Source organism: Gluconacetobacter azotocaptans, assembly GCF_014174355.1.
GTDB classification, from domain to species: Bacteria; Pseudomonadota; Alphaproteobacteria; order Acetobacterales; family Acetobacteraceae; genus Gluconacetobacter; species Gluconacetobacter azotocaptans.
In genome coordinates this window covers 93,940-117,412 of the sequence record NZ_JABEQF010000002.1, presented here as the reverse complement: position 1 = coordinate 117,412, position 23,473 = coordinate 93,940, and the positions used below count along the sequence as shown (strand labels likewise).

The following is a 23,473-nucleotide window of genomic DNA, read 5'->3' as shown; positions in this document are numbered from 1 at the left end:
CGGCCCCGTTCAGCAGGCCGCCCCCCTAGCGCCTGTCAGCCCGACGGTCAGCCGGCGTGGGCAGTCCCTCGCCGCCCCGAACGAGATATGGACCAGCCGCCAGGATATTCACCGCCAGCAGTCCGATGGTGCTGGGCCGGCGCGCACCCAGCGGCAGAAGCGCATTGCCGTTCGTCCAGCGGCAGGGCGCGCTTTCCCGCACGTCCCATCCGGCAAGATCGCCGGTCGTCAGATGGGCGTCGATCCGGCGGGTGATATCGGCGTCGAACAACATGACCTCTCCCACCAATACCCCCAGTTCCCGACGGTCGTCGAGGAACGGCCCCACGACGTCCGACGGCCTGCTGGTGCGCGAGACGAGGTGGACGTGCCCGACCTCGGGCGGGATCATGAACACGGCATGGCCATTGGCCTCGCGCGTCTGGCGGATGATCCGGCCGGTTTCCGTCACCAGGTGCAGCCCGGCCTCCTGCGTCGTCTCCGGCACGCCTGTCACGGAGGAAAGGCCCAAGGCGACCGCACGGTCCTCGATCCGGCGGAACAGCGGCTCCACCGTTTCGCGCGCGACGCAGAGCGGGGCCGCGGCATCATGCTCCCATGTCTTGCGCGGGCCAAACAGGCCGACAACCACGCTGCCATCCTGGACGGGACGGAAGGACCGGCGGTTGCCGGTGTCCAGATAGCTTTCGGTCAGCATGCCGTTGGCCGTGACGATGGAATGCTCCTCCGTCTCGATGTGGTAGACATCGAAACTGCCCATGGAGGTCTCGGCAGTGATCGAGCGCCCGTTGACCAGCATGCGGGCCGGGACCAGCCGGCCGTCGACATACAGGCAATGCTCCGGCGTCACCAGCAGATCCATGAACGGCGCCCCGTCGGCGAAAGCGTCCTTGCGAATGCGCACCGGATAATCGTCCCGATCATGCGCCGTCACACGCTGCGTGCCGACCCAGACAATCGTCCGAACGACATCCCGCCCGTCGACATGGGCCAGAACCGCATCACCGACCCGCATGTGCTCGACGGCGCATGTCCCGTCGGGCGTACTCACCAGTGTGCCGGGCAGGAAGCAGGTAATAATGCCGTTGGCGCCGTCAGATTTGGTAAAACTCTTCGAATAACTTGTTATGTTCCCAAAAATATCCTTATGAGCCGTTCCGGTTCCCGCCAGATCGAACGGATCGCCCTGCAACGTAATGGTCCGTCCCACGCCCAGAATTCCGAGCAGGCTGACGCCATCGCCGATGGTGGTGGTATTGGACGCCACGTCATATGACGCGGCAATACTCGTCAGCGTGACGGTCTGACCGAGCAGGTTAACGGTGGGGGGGAAATCCATCTCGAAATTGGGGGGAATCGTGGTGGTCGGATTTCCGCTCGCATCCACGAAATCAACTGGAATATTCAGGACCCCCAGAGACAGTCCCGTGGGATCGACCTTGATCTCCCCTCCGGCGGGTCCGACGGTGATGGTATTGAGGGCCCCCGCGCCGATCGCACTGCCCTCGATTTCCAGGATACCGCCGTCCACGGTCAGGTTGGTGGCGGCGCCCACCCCGATCAGGCCACCACCAACCTGTGCCGTGGCGCCGTTTTCGACAGTAACCGACGACAGCGCGTTGATGCCGGTGAGATTGGTCAGATTGACGACGACAGGATCCCCGGCCGGCGTGTCGGCAGTTTTTGTGACGACAATGGCGCTGACCGCGCTGAGCCCGATCACGCCGGACAGATCACCCGAGCTGTATACGGTCGCGGTACCGGCGTTAATGCTGACCAAAGCCGTCATGGACTTCTTCCTCTCTGGGGTCGCTGCATTGATAGAAAAATACAAACAACACCCGGAGTCAAACGATTAAACCAGAATATCGCCGTTGTTTATCTCGTGAAATCAACAATAAGGAAGAATATATTAATTGTATATTTACTTATTGCTGATCGTGACCGCCCATAGATGGTAAAACCGCTTCTGGGGCAGAGGCCTGTGCGCACGCGGCCTCTGCTGCCGTCGCGCAAGGCCGGAATTTTTTGCACTACCGGTGATTTTTCCGACGCGACGCGCGCGCAGCGCCATGACCCGGCGTGCGGTCTGCTCGATGATGGGTGAAACGGAATGACGTAAATGATGCGGCGCAGTTCGTACCGCGCCGCATGGTCCATCGTGAAACCGGGCAAGGTCAATATCTTGCCGCCCGGGTAGGCCCTTCAACGTGAACAGGCAGGCCGCCCTGCCGTGCGGCCGATGGACCCACGCGTTGTTGCGACGTGCCCGTGCCCTCAAAGTCCGAAACCGCCCGGCGGTCAGGACGCCGACCAGCGGGCACCGCCCGCCGCGTGCGGGTCAGGGCAAATCCTCTTCCCGGTCGCGGGTCCAGGCGTCCAGATCCAGGAAAGCCTCGACCATGCGTTCCACCGCCACCGAGCGGGTGGGTACGTCCAACTGCCGGGTCCGCCAGGAATCGACTAGGTCCAGCACGGGTTCCCCCAGACTGACGCTGAGCGTTTCGGTCGCGGGGGGCGTGTGGTCGGGTCGGGCGATCAGGGCCGAATGCAGGCCCGAAACCTGCGCGCGCAGCGCGGTCAGATGCGACAGGATCTCGATGGAAGTCAGATCAGCCATGGCCGTGTTCTCCGGAACGGCGGGGCGTCGTGGACGACCCCGCTATCCAGCCCCTATCGCCCTGCGAGGCGAATGGTTCCCGGCCTACGCCCCGTCGACCGCCAGCCGACCGATCGCCGGATCGTCGGTAAAGAATCCGTCCAGGCCCAGATCGAGATACCGCCTGATCTCGGCAATCGCGCCCGCCGGGTTGCGGGCGTTCTCCGCCGCGTCATTGCGCAGTTGCCGGGGCAGGAAGTGATTCTCCGGCCGGCAGGTATAGGAATGGACCAGCAGGCCCGCCCGGTGCGCGTCGTCAACCAGTGTCGAGGGCGCCTGCCACGCGCCGGTGGCGTCGCGGGGGATCAGATCGGTATTGGACGGCCCGATGACATCGGCATAGGTCCTGACCTCACGCAACCCGTCAGGGGTCATCAGGTCGCCGAAATGTGTCTGCTGGCCCCGCGCCGCCAGGTCAGGCGGAACCTCCTGCCGCTCGCCCATCAGCAGCATCAGCCGCGCCTGCGGGTTGATCGCCTGGACCCGGCCACGCAGCATGCGCAAATTGGTGGTTTCGAACGACTGGACCTCCAGCGGGGCGAAGCGCGTGTAGTCATGCGCGGCGATCACGCGCAGGAACGTCTCCTCCGGCGTGTGGCCCAGCGTATGAAAATGGGTCGAATTCTTGATTTCCGGAATCAGCCCGACCACCCGGCCGCGCGCCGCGGATTCGGCGGCGACGAAATCAATGATCTCCTCGAAGGTCGGGATATCGAAATGCCCGTCATAGCGCGTGTTCTGGGGCCGGATGGCGGGCAGGCGTTCGCGCGCCCGCAGGGTCTTGAGTTCCGCCAGCGTGAAATCGGTGGTGAACCACCCGGTCTTGCGCGCGCCGTCGATGACCAGCGTGCGGCGGCGCGCGGCGAATTCGGGCCGGTCGGCCACGTCGGTGGTGCCGGTAATATCGCTTTCATGGCGCGCGACCAGAACCCCGTCGCGGGTCGGCACCAGATCGGGTTCGATATAATCGGCACCGTCGGCGATCGCCTTGGCATAGGACGCCAGCGTATGTTCCGGCCGCAGCGCCGACGCGCCGCGGTGGCCGAACACCAGCGGCCGGGGGGCCAGCGACGCGGCGGCCCGCGCCGGGGTCGCCCCCCAGGCCGCCGCCGCGCCGGCGGCCCCGAGAATATGCCTGCGTGTCAGCATCAACCAATCCTTAGAACGTCGCGCCAAGCGTCAGGAAGAACATGCGCGGCGCGATCGGGAAAGCGGTATATTGTCCCGAAGCCTGACTGATATTCAAGGTGGACCACCCCCGTTCATTGGTCAGGTTGGTGATGTTGCCCTGGATTTTCAGGCCCCTGATATGGGGAATGCCACGGATCTCATATCCTGCATTGACGCTGAACAGCGCGTAGGGCGAGGCCCACAGATCGTTGGTGAAGGTGGCGTAGCGCTTGCCGATCACATCGCCGATGAGCTGGGCGGAAAAATCGCCCCAGTTCGTCGAGGCCACGAATTTCTCGGTCCAGTCGGGCACGCCGGCCACGTTCCGCCCGGCGGTATGCACCAGCGTCGACCCCGTGGTGTAATTGTCGTTATAGACCGACTTGTTATAGGACAGCGCGTTATAGAACGAAAAATGCCGCCCGAACTGCGTGGTGAACGAGAAATCCATGCCGTCGGTGGTCACCGACCCCACATTGGTCAGAATGGTGGCGCTGCCGACGATCGAGGACAGGACCTGCGTCGTCGCGACCGCCAGCAGGCGGTTGGAGAAATGCACGTGATAATATTCGATCTGACCGCTGATATTCGTCAGCGGACCGAGATTGACCGGACGGTTCGTCCGGAAACCGGTTTCGTACGTCCAGGACGTCTCCGGCTTGCCATGCTGCTTGAAATCCTCGAACGCCTGCTGGCTGGTGACCCCCCAGGGGGTCGCGTTGCCATATCCGGCATCCTGGAACGACCGCATGTTTTCCTGAATATTCGCGAACCATTGTTCGTGCGGCGTGATGTTCCACAACGCGCCGAACGCCGGCAGGAACGGCCGGACGGCGGCGATGGTGCCGCCGGGCACCGTTATGGCGGTCTTGGGCGACAGCGAGCCCGGCAGCCCCGCCACCGGCAGGGTGCCGTTGGTATAGACCAGTTCGGACTTGAAGCCGGCGGACAGGCTGAAATTCCGCGAAACCTGCCAGGAATCCTGCAGATGCGTGACCCAGGTGTTGGTATAGAAATAGTTGGTATATTGATGGATCAGCGGATCATGCTGCCGATCGTAGGGCGTGGACGGGGCATCGGCAAAGAAGGGATACCACCGCCGGGCTTGCGTATTGTTGTTGCGTTCGTACCACCCGCCCAACTCGATATGATGATTCCCCAGATGATAGCGCAGTGTGGACGAAATGCCCCCGCGATTGTCCCAGTACTCCGTGGTCCGGGTCGCATAGCCCGAGCCGCCGAACACCGATTGCAAATCCTGGCCGGGAAAATAGGCGGCAAACAGCGCCGGCAGGCCGGCGGCCGAAATCGGCCCCGCCACGATGCCTTCGCCCAGATCGTGATGATAGTAGATCTGGTTGTCCCAATGCAGGTTGGTGCCGAAATCGTGCGCCCAGGACACATAGGACAGAAAATCCTGGCGCTGGGCGTCGGAATAGTAATTGCGATAGTTCAGGCCCGCCGCCGACGACGCGCCGGAGGTCAGGTACGTCTCCGCCGCCTTGAAATCCGGGTACAGGAACGGGCGTTTGTACAAACCGGCGCCGTTCGGCATCACGATGCCGTCTTCGTTGGGTTCGACCTTGTCCGACCAGTCGAAGAACGCCGTCACCTTATCCGCGTTGCCCTGATGCACGAATTTCGCATTGACCTGATTGCCGCCCTGATGGCCGGCGAAATCCCACGCCCGCGCATCCTGCCGCGCCCACGACACATAGGCCGCGTTGCCGTTGCCGAAATCGCCGGTGTCGATGCGTGCGAACGTCCGGAAGGTCGACCAACTGCCGAAGGTCTGGCTCAACTGACCGCCGGCACGATGGGACGGATCCTGGGTCAGGAATTGCAGCGTACCGCCCAGATTGCTGGTGGACGCCGTGCCCAGCGCGCCGGCGCCGGTGGCCACCGAGGCCGCGCCGATATTTTCACTGATGGCCGCGCGTTGCGGCGACAGGCCGTTGAAATTGCCGTACGCCTGGTCGCCCAGCGGCACGCCATCCAGCGTGTAGCCCAGCTGGTTCTGGTTGAAGCCGTGGATGAACAGGGACGAATTCTGTTCGTTGTTGCCCCATGGATCGGCATTGTTGAAGACCACGCCGGGCAGGATTTCCAGCGCCTTGACCGGGCTGATGCCGGGCAGGATACGCTGCATCTCCAGGTGCCCGACGCTCTGTTCCGATCGGGTATGGCGGGCGGTCGCGACGATCTGCTCCGCCGCCGGGCCGGGGCGGACGGCCGGAGCGCGATGGGCCGCCCGGTGCGGGGCTGGAGGGGCGACCGTCACCCCAGCCGGTGCGGCGTGGGCCGTCGCCAGGGCCAGCGGAGAGCAGAACACCCACAAGGCAGCACGGCGCATCCGATTGCGGCAGGTCATGGTCGACATTCGAACCCTTGGAGAAAGATTAAAATTTGCACATCTGGTAGGCGACACCGGGCACCATGTGCGTGAAGGTTCGATGACAATGTGAAACCGACGCGGTTGCCAAAACAGATGCGTTTGCATGGATTGTTCTGATTTCGTCCGCGGCCCCGCCGCCAACGCCATTTTCCTGCGCCGTTATGCGGTCGTCACCCCGGCCCCCCGTCCGAACCGCAAGATCGGCGCGCTTCTGGACAGAACGGGACGTTCCCGGTCATATGCCGCCACACCCCCGGCCCACCCGAGACGGAAAGCGGATTGCGACGATGATGACGACACGCGGGGTCCGGACCGGCGGCGGCCCTGCCCCCCGTCGCACAGGCACCGGCGCCACGATGAAGATCCTCTTCGCCTTCGAAAATGCCCTGCCCAGCACCGAGGCGGATGCCGAAGTCTTCGTGACCACCGCGCGCTACCTGGGGCGGCAGGCGTCGCAGGCATGGCTGCATGTGCCCATGCGCGATAAGGCCGGATGCCCGACGCTGGCCGGGACGACCGGCCTGTCACCGTTGCGCGCCTGGGCGCCGGTCCGGCCCGCGCTGGCGCGGCACGTGTTCTGCGGCCTCACCCTGGTCTGGCGCCGTGCGTTCCGCCAGGCCGATTTCGTCTATACCCGCAACCTGTGGATCGCATGGATGGCGATCCTGTTCGGCCAGCGGGTGGTGTTCGACCATTATCGCCCGTGGCCCGACCAGATTCCGCCCCTGCGGCGATGGCTGCACCGCCTGATGTGCAACCCGCGCTTCCTGCTGAATATCTGCCATTCCGACTATACGCGGCGGACGTATCTGGATCTGGACGTTCCGGCGGACAAGCTGCGCTGCATCCGCAACGGCTTCGAACCCGACCGGCTGCAGGCCCCGGTTGCGATGGACGACGCCAAGCGCGCCGTCGGCATCCCCCCCGACCGCAGGACCGTGGTCTATACCGGCCGCGTCAATCACAAGAAGGGCCTGCCCCTGGTGATCGAGGCCGCCAGGGCCCTGCCCGACCTGCTGTTCGTGCTGGTCGGGTCGTACGGCCATGGCCCGATCGAGGACATGGCCCGGTCGGTGCCCAACGTCCGGATCGTGCCGTTCCAGCCGCCGGAAACGCTAACCCGGTATATCCATGCCGCCGACGTGCTGCTGATTCCGCCGTCGTTGCAGCCTCTGGCACGTTACGGATCGACGGTCCTGCCGCTGAAGCTGTTCTTCTACATGGCGTCGGGCCGCCCCATCCTGGCCGGCAACACCCCCGATGTGCGCGAGGTTCTGCGCCATGGCGAAAACGCGTTCCTGTGCGCGCCGGATTCCCCCCGGGCGCTGATCGACGGGCTGGCCGCCCTGACCGCCGACCCGGCCCTGTCGGCGCGCCTGGCGGCGACGGCGCTGGCCGAAAGCGTCGATCTGACCTGGGCCGCCCGCGCCCGTCACATCACCGCCGCCATCCAGAACCGGCTGGCGGCCCCGCCCGCCCCCCCCCAGGCATGGGGCCGCGCCCAGTACCGCGCCTGGCTGCGCCAGTCCTGGCGCTGGCTGGCACATCTGGCCCGCACAGGGTCGCTGGTCCTGCCGCCCGACCTGTCGGGGACATAGGAAAGGCAAGGGCCTCGGCCCCTGCCGCGTTCGGACGGAACCCGACCTCCTTATTCGGCCGCCGCGGCGAGTGCGTGCCGGGCGGCGGTCGGGTCGGGGATGTTCTGCCGTCCGCGATAGCGATCGAACAGGCTGACCTGATGCACGCAGCTCAGCGTGCAGGTCGGGCTGCATGATTTTTCGGTATGGTATTCGCGCTTGATGTCCTCGCGCGTGTAATCCAGCAGCGCGATGGCGGGGTAGCCCCGCTGCTGCGAACACCAATGCACGCCCCCGTCCTCGGTGACGTAGAGGTAGCGTGCGCCGGCGCGGCATTTCCAGTCATTGGACCGGCCATGCATCAGGTTCTTCTGGAACAGGCGGTAATTCAGGGTATGCACCACCGACGGCGAGATCTTCGTCACCGTGTCGTAGGCCTGCATCTGCGCCGCGCTGAGGGGCTTGAGCGTCCCGTGGTGGTCGTGCAGCACGCCCACGGAATGCTGCAGGCCGTACCTGGCCGCCGTTTCCGCCACGGTGATGACATCCTGCGTGCGCTCGCCGCTGACGCCCAGCACCGAATTCACGTTGACCTTGAAGCGCGCATGCTTCGACAGCAGCCCCAGGCGGTTTTCCACCGACGACAGGCTCTTCATCGAGATCTCGTCGGGTTTCAGATTGTCGATGCTGATCTGCATGCCCTGCAGTCCGGCGGCGTTCAGCCGCTCGATCCAGCCGCGCGACAGGCGAAAGCCGTTGGTGATCATGGTCACGATCATGCCGTGGCGCCGCGCCGCCCGGATCACCTTGTCCAGGTCCGGATGCAGCAGCGGCTCGCCCCCCGTGAAGGTGATCGAGGCGGTCCCCAGCGACGCCAGATGATCGACCCGCGCCAGCAGGTCCGCCAGCGGCACCGGCGGGGAAAAATCGTCATATTCATTGCAATAGCCGCAAGCCAGGTTGCAACGCCGGGTGACGACGACCTGGGCCAGCAGGGGCGTATAGCGCGACCCTACCGCCCGCGACAGGAAACGCACGCCGTCACGCAGGGTAGCAAGGCGACGGGACAGGGAACTCTCGGACATATGGGATACCGCGCTGAAGCCTTCGGACAGGCAAATTGAAGCAGGGAACGCGATATTAGCCGTCCCGGCCTGCGGGCGATAGGTACCGGGCACCGGCAGCGACCGGCCACGGTTGAGCATTTGACCGTGGCGGAGGGGCTGAATATAGTACCCGCACGTCCGGATGGGGCGGGTGCCGTGATGGCCGCGGCGCCCGGATGGACGGGTCCCAGCCCCTGTCCGCAGGCCGCGCATGGGACCGCATGTCCACGAATGGACCATATTCCGCCTTGATCATCCGGAATTATCTGTTTCGCGAAATCGGCAAGCCGATGGCCGCCATGCTGGCCATCTGCATCGCCCTGTTTGCCGGCTACAGCGCCGCCGACTTTCTGTCGGATGCGGTCAACGGGCTGCTGTCGACCAACACCATCATGGAACTGGTGGCGCTGAAGGTCCTGATCGGGCTGGAGGTCCTGGTCCCGGTATCGCTGTACCTGTCGATCGTCCTGGCATTCGGCACGCTGTACGGCAATTCCGAATTCACCGCCCTGCACGCGCTGCGGGTGACGCCGCCGATGATCATGCGGACGGTGCTGACGCTGGGCGCCTGCGTCGCACTGACGGTGGCCGTGCTGTCGCTGGTCGTCAGGCCATGGGCCTATCACCGGTTGCACGAACTGTCCCAGGAGGCGGAACTGTCGCTGGATGTCGATGCGATGCAGGCCGGGACGTTCTATATCGTCCGGCACGGCGCGCGCGTGATCTACCTGGCGGAACGCCGCGGACCGGGCAGCCCGGCGCGGGACGTCTTCGTGCAGGTCCGGCACGCCGATTATACCCAGATTATCCACGCGCAACTGGCCTATCCGCTGATGGATGCGGGCGCAGGCCGGCATGCCGATGTCGATGTCCGCCTGAAGAACGCCCATGTCTACAACATCGCGCGCAAGTCGGGCATGCACGACCAGGTTCTGAACGTGCGCGAGGTCACCGAGGACCCCAGCAGCCACGACACCGAACCGCTGGGATACAGTTCCGTCGCCGCCAGCACCTGGCGGATCGCCCGCTCGCACGCACCGGCGGACGTCGCCGAGATCCAGTGGCGGCTGTCCACCGCCATGACCACCCTGCTGCTGGCCATGCTGGCGGTGCCGCTGGGCCGGGGCAAGCCCCGCCAGAACCGCTACGGCAAGCTGGGGACGGCGATCCTGATCTTCTTCGTGTACTACCTGCTCTATACCTCGGCGCGGACATGGGTGCAGCATGGCATGGTGGGAACGGTGCCCGGCATCTGGTGGGCGCCGGCCATGCTGGCCGTCGTCACCCTGGTCGTCGCGCGGGATTTCATTCCCCATCCCCGGACCTGGCTGCCGGCGCGCATCCGGGCCACCCCCGGCACCGGCGCGTCATGAAACGGTTCGACCGCTATATCCAGCTCGTCACCCTGCGGGCCTTCCTGCTAGTGGCGACGGGGCTGGTCGCACTGTTCAGCCTGCTGGAATTCGTCGACCAGATGGCGTTCGTCGGCCAGGGCCATTACCGGGTGGGCGACGCCTTCATCTATACCCTGCTGCAGGTCCCGGCGCGGTTCATGCAGGTCACGCCGATCTCGATACTGCTGGCCTGTCTGCTGGGCCTGGGCGGGCTGGCGAAACATTCGGAACTGACGGCGCTGCAAAGCATCGGCCTGTCCGAATCCAGGATCGTAGGGGCCGCGCTGCGCCTGGTCGTGCCGATCGTCGCCGTGCTGTTCCTGGTCGCGCAGTTCGTGGTTCCACCCGCCCAGCAACTGGCGCAAGCCAGGCGTTCCGCCGCCCTGTCGTCCGTGGAGACGGCGGCGGACGGCGACGCGTTCTGGGCGCATGGCGGCAATCAGGAATTCCTCAGCGTCCGCAACTTCCGCAACGACACCATGCCCGAGGATATCGACATCTACGCCTTCGGCACGGATGGCGGCCTGCGGCAGGCCATTCATGCCCGGAACGCCGATATCGGGGTGGACGGGACATGGCTGCTGCATGACGTGACACGCAAGGACATCGCGTCGGAGCTGTTCCATACCGATCGTCTGGACACGCTGCCGTGGCATTCGTTCCTGACATTGCAGCAGATCCACTTCCTGACCCTGCCGCCGGAAAGCGTGCCGCCGGTGGCGCTCTATCGCTATATCCGCCAGTTGAAACGGTCGCATCAGCCAGCCACGCGTTACGAGCAGGAACTCTGGACCCGAATCAGCATCCCGTTCGCGATGATCGGGCTGATCGCCTGCGCCGCACCGTTCGTGTTCGGGCCGCCGCGATCGCAGAATATCGGCTACCGGATGGCGGTCGGGGTGGCGATCGCCATCGTCTTCTCGCTGGGGCAGGAAATCACCAGCCGGCTGGGCGTGCTGTTCGACCTGAACCCGGCGCTGACGGCGCTGACGCCTGCGGCATTGCTGATGATTTCGGCCGCCTATCTGTTCATACACACGCGGGGGTAGGAACCGGGCCGGGCCGCTGTTCCAGCGCCGCCAGTTCGGTGCCGAACGCCGCCTCGCCCGCGCGCTGCCGCAGCATCAGGGCCAGCAGGATCAGGCTCAGCCCCACGATCTCGATCCCGAAATAGAGCAACGGCATCCGGGCCAACACGCAGACGAAGATGCCGATCGTGCGGTAGTTGGCCGACAGGATCGACCAGCGCCGCACCAGCGGCGCGAAATTCTGGCGATAACGCAGCCGAATCATCGCCGCGCGGTCCGGATGGGCAGCCAGGGCGGCCGACAGGCGGCGATGCAGCGCCACCGCGCCACGTGCCGTCAGATGCTGCACCCGCGCATAGACCCTGAATAGGACGTCCCCCGGGCCGCTTCGGCGCGAAACCGCCAGCTTCGGAATGGTGGACGATCCACGACCCCACCCCCAGAAATTATATTCCTGGCGCTGCATCTCGTACGCCGCGGACTGCACCGCGTGGCACAGTCCGGCCAGGGCGACCACGGCCCAGACCCACGTCCCGTGGTCACGCGCCAGCGCCAGCGCCAGGCCGCAATAGACCGCGATGAAGGTGACGTAATCGCAGATCCCGTCCAGGATCTTGCCCGTATGCGACTGGCTGTTCGTCAGGCGGGCCAACTGCCCGTCCGCGCCGTCCAGCACATGCCAGACGACCATCAGCACGAACCCGGCCACGGCGCAGCGCGGGTCGCGATACTGGTGGTAGGCAAGGCCGGCCAGCATGCCCGACGCCATCCCGCTGATCGATACGGCATTGGGCGTGATGCCCAGCCGGGCGAAACGCAACGTCAGGTAAGACGAAATCGGATGAATGACGTGGAGATTGGTAATCTCCTCGATCTCCGACGTTCGCCGGACGGGCTCAGAAATGTCCACGATTCCGGACCTTCGCTTCATGCAGGTCCCCGTCCGACGGATCGGGGCGCGTCAGAGGCGCCCCTGCGCCATCAGCCGGTCGGCTTTGTCGTAGGCGATCGGATCGTCGACGTCGATCCACAGCCGGTCGCCGATATCCAGCACATGCGCCCGCCGCCAGCGCGCCAGCGTGTTCATGGCGCCGGAAATGCTGTCCTCGCCTTCCGCCTGGCTGCTTTCCAGCGCGTCGAACATGATCGGCGTGCACAGGAAGATGCCGGTGTCGAAGGCGTTATAATCCTCGATCGACTTGCCGATCCGCTCGATGCGCCCGTCGGTGCATTTGACACGGGTCACATCGTCCGGATCGTTGAGCATGCGGTCGATGTCGAAATCGACGCCCAGCGTGACAGTGTCCGGCCGATGCGGCGTGGACACCATCAGATGGTTGATCTGCGGGTCCAGCAGATGGTCGCACATCGTCAGCAGGAACGGTCCGTCCAGGTACGGCTTGGCGCACAGCACGGACACGCCGTTGGCGCGATCCCATGCCGGATTGTGCACATGGGTGATCCCGACGCCCTCGCCGGCCGCCAGCGCGTCAAGCTCGCGTTGCAGTTCGTCGCCGCGATAGCCGTTGACGACGACGAATTCGCCGATCCCGCCGCGCCGTGCCCGCTCGATGACATGCGCGATCAGGGGGCGCCCCCGGATCGGGACCAGAGGCTTCAACGGCCCCTTGTCCCGCAGGCGGCTGCCCTGCCCCGCGGCAACGATCAGGCATTTCATCAGACGGGGACGGCGTCCGCCGCGTGCCCGTGGATGAAGGACTCGACCATTTCATAGGCCTCGTCATCGGTGTACTGGACGGGCGGATGCTTGCAGAAATAGGCGCTGGGCCCCGCCAGCACGCCGCCGACGCCATGATCCAGCGCCAGCTTGCAGCAGCGAATCATGTCGATGGCGACACCGGCGGAGTTGGGCGAATCCTGTACCGACAGGCGCAGTTCGAGTTCCATCGGCACGTCGCCATACAGCTGGCCCTCCATGCGGATGAACGCCACCTTGTTGTCGTTCTGCCAGGGCACGTAATCGCTGGGCCCGACATGGATGGTGGTGTTTTCCATCCGCGTCTTGGCGACCGCCTGCACGGCCTCGGTCTTCGAGGTTTTCTTGGACGCCAGGCGTTCCTGATTCTTCATGTTCAGGAAGTCGGTGTTGCCGCCGGTGTTCAACTGGTAGGTCCGCAGCAGCTTGACCCCGCGCTTGGCAAACAGGTCGGTCAGCACGCGGTGCACGATGGTCGCGCCCAGCTGCGACTTGATGTCGTCACCGATGATCGGCAGGTTGCGGGCGGCGAAGCGCCCCGCGAAATCCGGGTCGCTGGCAATGAACACGGGAATGTTGTTGATGAAGCCGACCCCGGCCTCCAGCGCGCATTCGGCGTAGAAACGCGCGGCCTTCTCGGACCCCACGGGCAGGTAGTTCAGCAGGATCTCGGCCCCGCTGCGCTTCAGCTCGTCCACCACCTGCGCCTTCGTCAACTCCGGCACCGAGGACGGCACGAAGCTGCGCTCCTCGTCATAGGCGGACATATGCTCGGACACGCCGTCCAGCACCGGACCCATCTGCACGGTCACGCCGGCGTCGGGAATGTCCTTCTGGAAGACGACGACGCAGTTGGGACGGGCGAAGATGGCACGATGCACATCCGTGCCGACCTTGCGGGCATCGACGTCGAACGCCGCCACCACCTTGATGTCGCAGGGACGATAGCCGCCGACCGCCTCGTGCATCAGGCCGACGACCTCCTCGCGGCACCGTTCGGGGGTATAAAAATGAATGCCCTGTATCAGCGCGCTTGCACAATTGCCTACGCCCGCGATCGCGATACGGATGCCGCCTTCAGTCGTCATAATCTATCCCGTGTCTCTATACCGTGCAAAAGGGCTTCGTGCCCGGCCGCTCGTCTGGCCGACACGCTTCGATGTGCAGAATGTCCGTCTGGAAAGACCCGCCGAAGGTCACGCGGCGCGGCCCATAATGAACCGGTCAGCTTCCCGGGTCCGGACCGCCAAAACCTCAAAGCCTCCTGTGACGCTGGCAGCGCACCATCTCGGAAAACCACAGTAAAATCAAGATCCGCCCCCCATGCCCTGCTCCTTGGCCATAGCCGGCGGCGGCCGCTTCGCATTACACCTTGATCTGTAACACGATCCTGCCGTCCCGCCGCCGGTCCACGCCCGCTTTCGGGCTGCTCGCCGGCCCTGCCGGCAAGGTCGGCCGCGCGCACGAAACCCGCCCCTCCATCCCCCTGGCGCAAGAAGCTTGCGGATCCCGAAATCCATAGACAGCACAAGCATATCCCACCTCTCGCCGCCAGCGAGGCGGGGCTGGACGGACCGGCGCGGGCCTGCCGCGATTCCAGCCCGCGGCGTCTAGCCGGGACCGGGGCGGACACCGAACCACCGACCATATCCGATAGTAAAATTCTGTGTCTTAATGTTACAAGGACTCCCCGGCACGTCGGGGTTAATTTTCCCCAACCTTGGACCGCCGCCCCTGGTTTGCGATGTCCGCCGCGCCGAACGGCCGCGTGAACATCAATTCCCCATGCAAAGAGAGACCCTTGCGCTTCAGCAGCAGGGCGCCGAGTTCGGCAGGGTCGTCGCTCTGGCCGAAGTGGTCCTGCGGTACAAACAGTTCGACAGTGTCCGCGAAATGCCGGTCGTTCCGGGAGAAGACGAAGCCCTCCGTGCCCGGGGACCAACCCGCCTCTCCCCCGCACGTAGAGGAACTGGACCAATCGGAGGATATAAAGAGGGAGATGACGTGGATCATGGCCGTATCCAACCTGCCCGGACAGGAGATGCTGCAACTGGGTGAACTGGCGCTGGCGTTCGCCCTGTCCGGCCTGGTCGGGCTGGAACGCGAGATTCGTTAGAAAAGCGCGGGATTGCGGACCTATACTCTGGTCGGCGTCGCCGCCGCGCTGTTCACGCTGGTTTCGAAATACGGGTTCACCAACGTCCTGGACAGCGGCCGCGTCGTGCTGGACCCGTCGCGGGTCCCGGCGCAGTTGGCCTCTGGCATCGGCTTCATCGGCGGCGGCGTCATCTTCATGCGGCGCAACGTCGTGCGGGGCCTGACCACAGCGGCGTCGGTCTGGCTGACGGCGGCCCTGGGCATGGCGTGCGGCGCGGGCCTGCTGGCGCTGGCGGTCGCCACCACGCTGGGCCATTTCATCATCATGTTCGTCTTTCCCCGGCTGCTGCGCTTCGTGCCGCATGCGCGGCGGACCACCACGACCCTGGCCGTCTCATATATCGAGGGGCAGGGCATATTGCGGCTGATCCTGGTGACGTGCACACGTCTGCGCTTTGCGATCGACCATGTCCGCGTCGAACGCGACGGCATCCGGGGCGGCCCATCCCAGGCCGGCGGCGTGTCGCTCACCTGATCGCCGACCTGTCGGACATTCCTGGCGTGACGGCGATCGCGACCTCCGACGATGACGAGATGGAATAGCCCTCCGACGAGGCCCTCCCGGACGACATCACGATAAAGCGGCCTTTTCATACGGGATCGGATACCGATACACTTCCGGATCGTTATGCCGGGGGGGTGCACATGACGGACGCCATGGTCTTCTACAGCGCGGTCGACACGCCAGAGCCCTGGCGCGCGGCCCTGACCGCCGCGGTGCCGGACGTGACCTTCGTGCTGGCCGACGACCAGTTCGACCCTGAACTGGTCCGGTACGCTCTGGTCTGGAACCCGCCGCGCGGCTTTTTCAACCGCTTTCCCAATTTGCGGCTGATCGTCAATCTGGGTGCGGGGGTCGACGCGCTGGTCGCACGCGACGACCTGCCGCCGGGGGTGGCCATCACCCGCCTGCACGACCCGCTGATGGCGCGGATGATGGCCAGCTACGTCCTGTTCGCGGTGCTGCGCCTGGCGCGCGACATCCCGGCCTTCGAGGCCGCGCAACGGCAGGGACGCTGGGCCTTCATCGAACCCCGGCCGCTGGATCTGACGCGGGTGGGGGTGATGGGCCTGGGCGAACTGGGCCTGCGCGCGGCGAAGGAATGTGCGCGACAGGGCTTTCAGGTGCGCGGATGGTCGCGCAGCCCGAAATCGGACCCGGATATCGTGTGCTATTCCGGCATGGACGGCCTGGCGGATTTCCTGTCGGGCTGCGACATCCTGGTCTGCCTGCTGCCGAAAACGCCCCAGACCATCGGCCTGCTGAATGCCGAACGGCTGGCGCTGCTGCCCCACGGGGCCGGGTTCGTCAATGTCGCGCGCGGTGCCATCGTCGATCAAGCGGCGCTGGTCGAGGCCCTGCGGGCAGGGCGAATCGGACAGGCGGTGCTGGATGTCTTCCAGCACGAACCCCTGCCCGAGGGCGATCCGCTCTGGAGTCTGGATAATGTCCTGATCACGCCCCACGTCGCCTCGGTCGCGCTGCCGGCCTCGGCCACCCCGCAGATCGCCGACAATATCCTGCGCATCCGCGACGGGCAGCCCGTCCTGGACGCGATCGACCTGTCACGCGGCTACTGAGCCCGGTAGCCCGCACGGCAGCACGTTCCCATTCTCTATATTTCAATACATATGGACGCCGTCGCGGCCCGGCCCGCGCGGGCCGGGCTCTCCTGAACGCGGCGATCCAGAATTTTCATTTATCACCTATTCATGTCTTTTTAAGAAATATATGAAAACCTATCTTAAATTTCATTGAAATATCATATTTTTTTGACCAAACGTTCAAAAAAACTGCCACGCCCCCTTGCGCTGCCCCCCCGGAATGATGAAAAATGCTCCATCATTCTGAGATAATTATAAAAATAAATTCACTCCATAACATAGACTTACGACACGCCAGGAAACCTCCTCTTTTCGAGCAGAACACCCGTCTGTTTGTTTTTTTCAAGAAATAATCATAACAATGCAAGATGCCGCGCACGACGTCGAACGTGCGCCAGAGCTGTGGCATGTACGCATCATAAAACGCATGCGCAAACGCCCCTCGCTTTCACGAGTTGTCTTGTTATAGCAAAAATCCGTTTGGAATCCTTGGGAAAACCATAACCATCCAAAAAAAAGCGCGAGCGAGCTACGTTGCCGAATTGCCACAGCCTGTATCAAACCATCTCAACCTGCAACTGACTGTAACGTTTTTTCTCGACGACGAACACGCGTTCATTAAAACCTTGCGAAATTCAACAATAAGGATTCGCAATGAGAACTTTGAAGGTTCCCGAAAAGACAAGATTGCGCGCGTTCTGCAGCCTTCTTGCACTGGGTGCCGGGTCGATGGCCGCGGGCACCGCGCATGCGCAGTTGATCTCGCAGCCGGCCACGTCGTCCGGCTCGCTGCTCAGCTCCCTCCACCGGCAGGGCGCAACCACCAGCCACACCTCGAACGGCACCGAGGAGATCCAGGTTACCGGGTCCCATCTCGCCAATCGGGCGACTGCGGAAATTGCGCCGATCACGACGATCACGGCGCAACAATTGCAGAATTCGTCGGCGACGAACCTCGAAATGGCGCTGCACAACATCCCGTCCATGGGTTTCGGCGGCACCTATCGCAGCAACGTCAATGGCGGCGGCGGTTCCTCGTGCACCGACTTCCGTTCGATGGGCGTCGACCGCCTGCTGGTCCTGGTTGACGGACGCCGCATCGTCAGCGGCCCCAACGGCTGCGCGAACATCAACGCCATCCCCATGGAAATGGTCGATCGCGTGGTGTTCCTGAAGGATGGGGCGTCCTCGCTCTACGGCGCCGACGCCGTGTCGGGCGTGCTGAACATCATCCTGAAGAAGAACTATTCGGGCACCACCGTGAACTTCAACGGCGGTATCAGCGGTTATGACGGTGACAGCCCGCAGGCTACCGCGTCGATCACGCACGGATTCAATTTCGACCACGACCGTGGCAACATCACCCTGAACGGCACCTACAACTACCAGGCGCCGACCCTGGCCACGAACCGTCCCTGGGCCCAGCACAGCGGCATCGTCATGCCCGGACCGGGCGAGGCGATTCCCCAGAGCGGTTCGATCCTGACCCCGGGCGGGGCCTTCTATTCCATGAGCGGCGATCCACTGTTCCCCGGGGCAGATGGCGGCGGGCTGTACACGAACGGCGGTACCGGCGGCAGCTATCGCCCCTTCACCCCCCAGGATCGTTACGACTACGCCAAAGACACCTGGATGGCGGACCAGAACCAGTTCGAAAGCATCACGGCGAACGGTCGCTACGACCTGACCGACCATGTGCAGCTCTATATGCTGGGGACCTGGACGCACACCGATACGCTGGCGCAGCTGTCCGGCGACCCGATCGCCAACCCCTCGTCCGAGGCGGCGAACCTGCCCGACGCCGTCATCATTCCGGCCGGCCTGCCCGGCAACCCCTTCGGCCAGGACGTCGGCTGGTATGGCCGGCCCGCCGGGTTGGGCAACCGCAACCAGCAGTACGCGGACGACCAGTACCAGATCACCGTCGGCGCGCGCGGCGACATTCCGCACAGCAATGGCTGGACGTGGGATCTGTACTATTCCTTCGGAAAGGACGTGCAGACGTCGTCCATGCCGGGCTCGGTCAACGGCGTGGCGCTGGAACAGGCGCTGGGTTTCCGCCAGACCGGCCTGCCCGGCTCGCTCGACCAGGGCGTCTACGACCCGTCCGTCTGCTCCTCCGCCGCCGGCTGCGCCCTGATCAACCCGTTCAACACGAACTCGGGGATCAGCGACCAGGCCCGCAAGTTCATTACCTACAATAACGGCGAATCGTTCTCGAACGAGATGCGCGACGTGCAGCTTCTGCTGCGCAACAACCATCTGTTCCGCATGCCCTATGGGCCGGCGGGCATGGCGTTCGGCGTCGAGCATCGCAGCCTCGATGCCGGGTCGACGACCGATCCGCTGAACATGAACGGGTATGCGCTGAACACGGTCTCGAACCCGACCTCCGGCGGCTATAACGCCACCGAAGTCTACGGCGAACTCAGCCTTCCCCTGTTGCGCGACCTGCCGGGCGCGCAGAACCTGGCCGCGAACGTCGCCGGCCGATTCTCGCACTACAATACGTTCGGCGAGACGTACAACTGGTCGGGCGGCCTGACCTGGTCGCCGGTCAACGACATCTCGTTCCGCGTCAATTACGGCACGGGGTTCCGCCAGCCCACGATCTCGGACCTGTATTCCGGCCAGCAGGTTTCGTTCCAGAGCGCGTATGACCCGTGCTCGAGCGATCTGATCGGCGCCAACGCGACCCGCATGGCGAACTGCATGTCGCAGGGCGTTCCCGCTGGCGGCATCAACCAGACCAGTGCCGGTCAGGTCCGCGCGTTGATCGGCGGCAATCCGAAGGTGCAGCCGGAAATTTCGCGCACCTACACGATCGGCACCGTCATCCACCCGCACTTCATCCCGAACCTGTCCTTCACGGTCGATTACTACCACACGTCGATCACCCACCAGATCGGCACCTTCCCGGCGCAGGATCTGCTGGATTCGTGCTACGACAGCGCGGGCCTGAAAGGTCCGACCTGCTCCAACCTGGGCAGCCCGGCGCGTGACGCCAGCCACCAGTTGCTCGCGTTCAACGACACCACCATGAACATGGGCGGCCTGCGCACCAGCGGCCTGGATATCAACGGCAGCTATCTCTACCGCATCGACCCGCTCAACTCGATCAACCTGGGTGCTGATATCTCGGATATCATCGGCTACACGGCGCAGAACGAGCCCGGCCAGCCCTACATCAACTTCCTGGGCACCGACGGACCGCCGCAGACCCCGACGTCCCCCGGCACCTTCGCCATTCCGCGCTGGAAGGCCAATGCCAACGCCGCCTTCACGCACGGGCGCTGGACATTCAACTACACGATGCGCTTCATCGACGGCATGGATTACTATCCGCAGTCCAGCTACAACGCCGAAACGACGCGCTTTTACCACACGAACATGGTGTTCTACCACGACATCATGATCATGTATCACGGCAACCACTTCGACGTGACGGCCGGCATCAACAACGTTGGCGGCAAGATTCCCCAGTATTTCGCCATCGGGCAGTACTGGAACACCGACACCAGCGTCTATGACTACATGGGACGCTACTACTTCCTGCGTACGTCCACGCACTTCTGATACGCGCCTGCACAACCGGGAGAGCCGCCCTGCGGCTCTCCCGGACTCATGTCCGGGACAACCGGGCACACCAGGCCAGGCTGCCTGCGCGCGGCCGGGCAGCGCCTTCTCCCCATCAGGGATACATCGCCTGTCAGGTTTAGACGCCGGGGCCGGCCATGCGCTATCCGACCGTCATCATCGGACCATACTCCCGCCCTTCCGCGGATCCCGAACCCATCGTTCCGGAGTTGCCCCCAATGCGGCATATACCCACCATCGCCACCCTCCTGCTGGCGGGCGTTGCCCTGCTGCCGGGCCCGGCGCATGGCGAAGCCCCCTTCGATTTCGCCCACGCCCCCGGCCAGTTGCCCAAGACCGTGGTCCCCAGCGCATACCGGATCGACATCGCCACCGACATGAAGCGCCTGACCCTGGGCGGGCATGAAAGCATCGACGTCACCGTTACCGCACCCACCGCCAGCATCACGCTGAACCAGGCAGGGTTGAAGTTGCTGTCGGCGAAGCTGGACGGACTTGCCGCCGCCATCACCCAGGACGACGCGGCGCAGACCGCCACCCTGACCCTGCCGCATGCGGTCGCGGCCGGCCCCCACACGCTGGTCATCGAGTACAGCGGCCCGATCCCGGCGACGCCGAACGGCATCTATTACGACGATTACCGCACCCCGTCGGGCCAGACCCACCGGATGCTGGTCACGCAGTTCGAGGTCGCCGACGCCCGCCGCATGTTCCCCGGCTGGGACGAGCCGGCCTTCAAGGCCACCTTCCAACTGACCGCGACCCTGCCCGACAGCTACGTGCCCGTCAGCAACATGCCCGTGACCTCGTCCACGCCGCTGGGTGGTCATGCCAAGCGCGTGGTCTTCGGCACCACGCCACGCATGTCCACCTACCTGCTGGCCCTGGTCGCCGGCGACATCTCCGCCGTCAGCGGCACCGGCGGCGCGACGCCGATCAATGTGTACGCCCCCACCGGCGTGCAGCAGAACGGCGCCTATGCCCTGCAGGCAGCGTCCGCGATTCTGCCGTACTACAACGACTATTTCGGCGTGTCCTACCCGCTGCCGAAGCTGGACCTTCTTGCCATTCCCGGAAATTACGAGGCCGGAGCGATGGAAAACTGGGGCGCCATCACCTTCATCGACGACGATCTGCTGTTCGACCCCCGCACCAGCGCGCCCAGCACGCGCGAACTGGTGTATCTGGTGGTGGCCCATGAAATGGCGCACCAATGGTCGGGCGATCTGGTCACGATGGGGTGGTGGGACAATATCTGGCTCAATGAAGGGTTCGCGACCTGGATGGAGACCAAGGCCACCGATCATTTCAACCCCACCTGGCAGATCTGGCCGCGCCAGCATGCCGACCGCGAACAGGCGATGGCGCAGGACGCCCATCCGACCACCCACCCGATCCAGCTGGTGATCCACGACGTCAGCGAGGCCAATACCGCCTTCGACCGGATCAGCTACCAGAAGGGCGAGCAGGTCATCCGCATGACCGAGGACTGGCTGGGCGCCGACACGTTTCGCAACGGCATGCGCGCCTACATGAAGGCCCACGCCTACGGCAACACCACCAGCGCCGACCTCTGGGCCGCGCTGTCGCAGGTCTCGCACCAGGATGTCGCCACCGTCGCGCGCAGCTTCACCGAACAGCCGGGCATTCCGCTGGTCGACGTGGCGCGCCGGTGCGACGCCGGCAAAACCGTGCTGACCCTGACCGAGGGCCGCTTCACCATCCACGACCCGCACCCGCTGCCCGCGCGGTGGAACATCCCCGTCACCGTCGGTGGTCCCAACATGACGGCGCAGCGCGTCATCCTGCGGCCGGATACGCCCGCGACCCTGACCTTTTCCGGCTGCAACCAGGCGCTGAAGGCCAATCTGGGCGAAAACGGCTATTACCGCACCGCTTACGACGCCACGTCTCTGGCGGCGCTGGGGACGGCATTCAGCCACTTGGACGCGACCGACCGCGCCAACCTGCTGGGCGACCAGTTCGCGCTGTTCCAGGCCGGGCAGGCTCCGCTCGCGGCCTATCTGGACCTGGTTGCCGGCCTGTCGGACCAGAAGGAAACCAGCATCGCTGTCTGGCAGGACACGATTGCGCACCTGCGGCAACTGGACACGATGGAACGCGGCAGCCCGCAGCGTCCGGCCTTCCGGGCCTTCGCGCGCGCCCTGCTGGCGCCGCAATTGGCCCGGCTGGGCTGGACGCCGCGTGACGGCGAATCCTTCCTGGACACGCTGCTGCGTCCCGAGCTGATTGCCGCCCTGGGCCAGTTCGACGATCAGGCCGTGGTGGCCGAGGCCCAGGCGCGCTTCGCCGCCTGGCGCAAGACGCCGTCGACGCTGGCGCCCAGCCTGCTGGATCCGGTGAGCTGGATCGTCGGCCGTCATGCCGATCCGGCCACCTACGCCACGCTGGCCGGCCTGGTCCGCAGTTCGACCGACACCGAGCAGAAGCTGCGCTTCTTCCGCGCCCTGGCGGCCTCGCAAGATCCGGCGCTGGTCGCGCAGTCGGTCCGCCTGGCCTATAGCGGCGCAATCCCGAACGGCCGCATCGTCCACATGCTGGCAGCCATTGCCGCCGGCAGCGACAATCCGGACCACGTGTGGTCGCTGGTGCAGGCCCCGCAGACGCAGAAGCAGATCCGCGCGCATCTGGCCCCCTGGTCGCAATCGTCCCTGCTGGCCGTGGTCGCCGGCCAGTCGGTCAACCCGGCCATCGCCCAGGCCCTGCTGGACGACCCGTCCACCAAGGCCACCACCGGCGCTACCATCGAGGCGAAGAAGGCCGCCGACCTGATCGCCGCGAACGCCGATATCGCGACGCGGGCCCGGACGGCGCTGACTACCTGGCTGCCCGGCCACCAGTAAGAGGGAAGTCGGGCGCTGCCCGAACCCGGCAAGGGCCTCGGCCCTTGCATCCCCTTCGTTATGAAGTTCTGCGTTTGCAAAGGGCTTGACCCCTGGGCGGGTCAAGGGCTGCGCCCTTTGGAACCAATCTGTTATCCATGATCGGGGTCCAGGGCCTCAGGCCCTGGTGGGCTCGGGCAAAGCCCGACCTTCCTTACACTCCCC

General features: G+C 64.8%; 14 protein-coding genes and 2 pseudogenes. 7 read left to right on the top strand and 9 right to left on the bottom strand.

Annotation, left to right across the window (positions count from 1 at the left end; genetic code table 11):
* Positions 1–25: 25 nt before the first annotated feature.
* The 4 genes from HLH34_RS02680 to HLH34_RS02665 all read right to left on the bottom strand — a co-directional run bounded on the left by HLH34_RS02680 (position 26) and on the right by HLH34_RS02665 (position 6,200).
* Positions 26–1,789, bottom strand: a complete 1,764-nt coding sequence (locus HLH34_RS02680; protein WP_220792015.1) for a Hint domain-containing protein — start codon at positions 1,787–1,789, stop codon at positions 26–28.
* A 552-nt stretch (positions 1,790–2,341) separates the two neighbouring features.
* Complete coding sequence (locus HLH34_RS02675; protein WP_183118067.1) at positions 2,342–2,620, bottom strand: hypothetical protein; 279 nt, start codon at positions 2,618–2,620, stop codon at positions 2,342–2,344.
* Positions 2,621–2,704: 84 nt separating this feature from the next.
* Positions 2,705–3,808: a glycerophosphodiester phosphodiesterase family protein gene (locus tag HLH34_RS02670; protein WP_183118066.1), complete on the bottom strand. Its 1,104-nt coding sequence runs from the start codon at positions 3,806–3,808 to the stop codon at positions 2,705–2,707.
* Between the two features lie 10 nt (positions 3,809–3,818).
* On the bottom strand, positions 3,819–6,200 hold the full coding sequence (locus tag HLH34_RS02665) for a TonB-dependent receptor (protein ID WP_183118065.1): 2,382 nt from the start codon (positions 6,198–6,200) through the stop codon (positions 3,819–3,821).
* A 311-nt stretch (positions 6,201–6,511) separates the two neighbouring features.
* On the opposite strand from HLH34_RS02665, the gene HLH34_RS02660 reads away from it, so the two are divergent.
* Positions 6,512–7,822: a glycosyltransferase family 4 protein gene (locus HLH34_RS02660; protein WP_244959574.1), complete on the top strand. Its 1,311-nt coding sequence runs from the start codon at positions 6,512–6,514 to the stop codon at positions 7,820–7,822.
* A gap of 50 nt (positions 7,823–7,872) precedes the next feature.
* Here the strand turns inward: HLH34_RS02660 and HLH34_RS02655 are convergent, their stop codons facing one another.
* The gene (locus HLH34_RS02655) at positions 7,873–8,886 is read right to left on the bottom strand and encodes a radical SAM protein (RefSeq protein ID WP_183118064.1); all 1,014 of its coding nucleotides are present in this window, start codon (positions 8,884–8,886) and stop codon (positions 7,873–7,875) included.
* A 269-nt stretch (positions 8,887–9,155) separates the two neighbouring features.
* Here HLH34_RS02655 and lptF point away from each other — a divergent pair, with 269 nt between their 5' ends.
* Both lptF and lptG read left to right on the top strand, forming a co-directional pair.
* Positions 9,156–10,280 (top strand): LPS export ABC transporter permease LptF, encoded by a 1,125-nt coding sequence (lptF, locus tag HLH34_RS02650; RefSeq protein WP_183118063.1) that lies wholly within the window; start codon positions 9,156–9,158, stop codon positions 10,278–10,280.
* Complete coding sequence (gene lptG, locus HLH34_RS02645; RefSeq protein ID WP_183118062.1) at positions 10,277–11,350, top strand: LPS export ABC transporter permease LptG; 1,074 nt, start codon at positions 10,277–10,279, stop codon at positions 11,348–11,350. The genes lptF and lptG overlap by 4 nt, the downstream gene beginning before the upstream one ends.
* Here the strand turns inward: lptG and HLH34_RS02640 are convergent.
* From HLH34_RS02640 to HLH34_RS02625, 4 genes and pseudogenes are all read right to left on the bottom strand, one after another.
* Positions 11,331–12,239, bottom strand: a complete 909-nt coding sequence (locus HLH34_RS02640; protein ID WP_264784363.1) for a CDP-alcohol phosphatidyltransferase family protein — start codon at positions 12,237–12,239, stop codon at positions 11,331–11,333. The genes lptG and HLH34_RS02640 overlap by 20 nt on opposite strands.
* 51 nt (positions 12,240–12,290) lie before the next feature.
* Positions 12,291–13,007, bottom strand: coding sequence for a phosphocholine cytidylyltransferase family protein (locus tag HLH34_RS02635; RefSeq protein WP_183118060.1), 717 nt, complete (start codon positions 13,005–13,007; stop codon positions 12,291–12,293).
* Entirely contained in the window at positions 13,007–14,134 is a 1,128-nt protein-coding gene (locus HLH34_RS02630; RefSeq protein ID WP_183118059.1) for an inositol-3-phosphate synthase, read from the bottom strand. The genes HLH34_RS02635 and HLH34_RS02630 overlap by 1 nt, the downstream gene beginning before the upstream one ends.
* 643 nt (positions 14,135–14,777) lie before the next feature.
* Positions 14,778–14,978, bottom strand: a pseudogene (locus HLH34_RS02625) (zinc-binding alcohol dehydrogenase family protein); the annotation flags it as partial.
* 79 nt (positions 14,979–15,057) lie between these two features.
* On the opposite strand from HLH34_RS02625, the pseudogene HLH34_RS02620 reads away from it, so the two are divergent.
* The 4 genes and pseudogenes from HLH34_RS02620 to HLH34_RS02605 all read left to right on the top strand — a co-directional run bounded on the left by HLH34_RS02620 (position 15,058) and on the right by HLH34_RS02605 (position 23,269).
* Positions 15,058–15,746 (top strand): annotated as a pseudogene (locus HLH34_RS02620) (MgtC/SapB family protein).
* 102 nt (positions 15,747–15,848) lie between these two features.
* A complete protein-coding gene (locus HLH34_RS02615; RefSeq protein WP_183118058.1) occupies positions 15,849–16,784 on the top strand; it encodes a 2-hydroxyacid dehydrogenase in 936 nt (311 codons plus the stop codon).
* A gap of 678 nt (positions 16,785–17,462) precedes the next feature.
* A complete protein-coding gene (locus HLH34_RS02610) occupies positions 17,463–20,384 on the top strand; it encodes a TonB-dependent receptor plug domain-containing protein (protein WP_183118057.1) in 2,922 nt (973 codons plus the stop codon).
* Between the two features lie 239 nt (positions 20,385–20,623).
* Positions 20,624–23,269 (top strand): M1 family metallopeptidase, encoded by a 2,646-nt coding sequence (locus HLH34_RS02605; RefSeq protein ID WP_183118056.1) that lies wholly within the window; start codon positions 20,624–20,626, stop codon positions 23,267–23,269.
* The last annotated feature ends 204 nt before the right edge of the window (positions 23,270–23,473 follow it).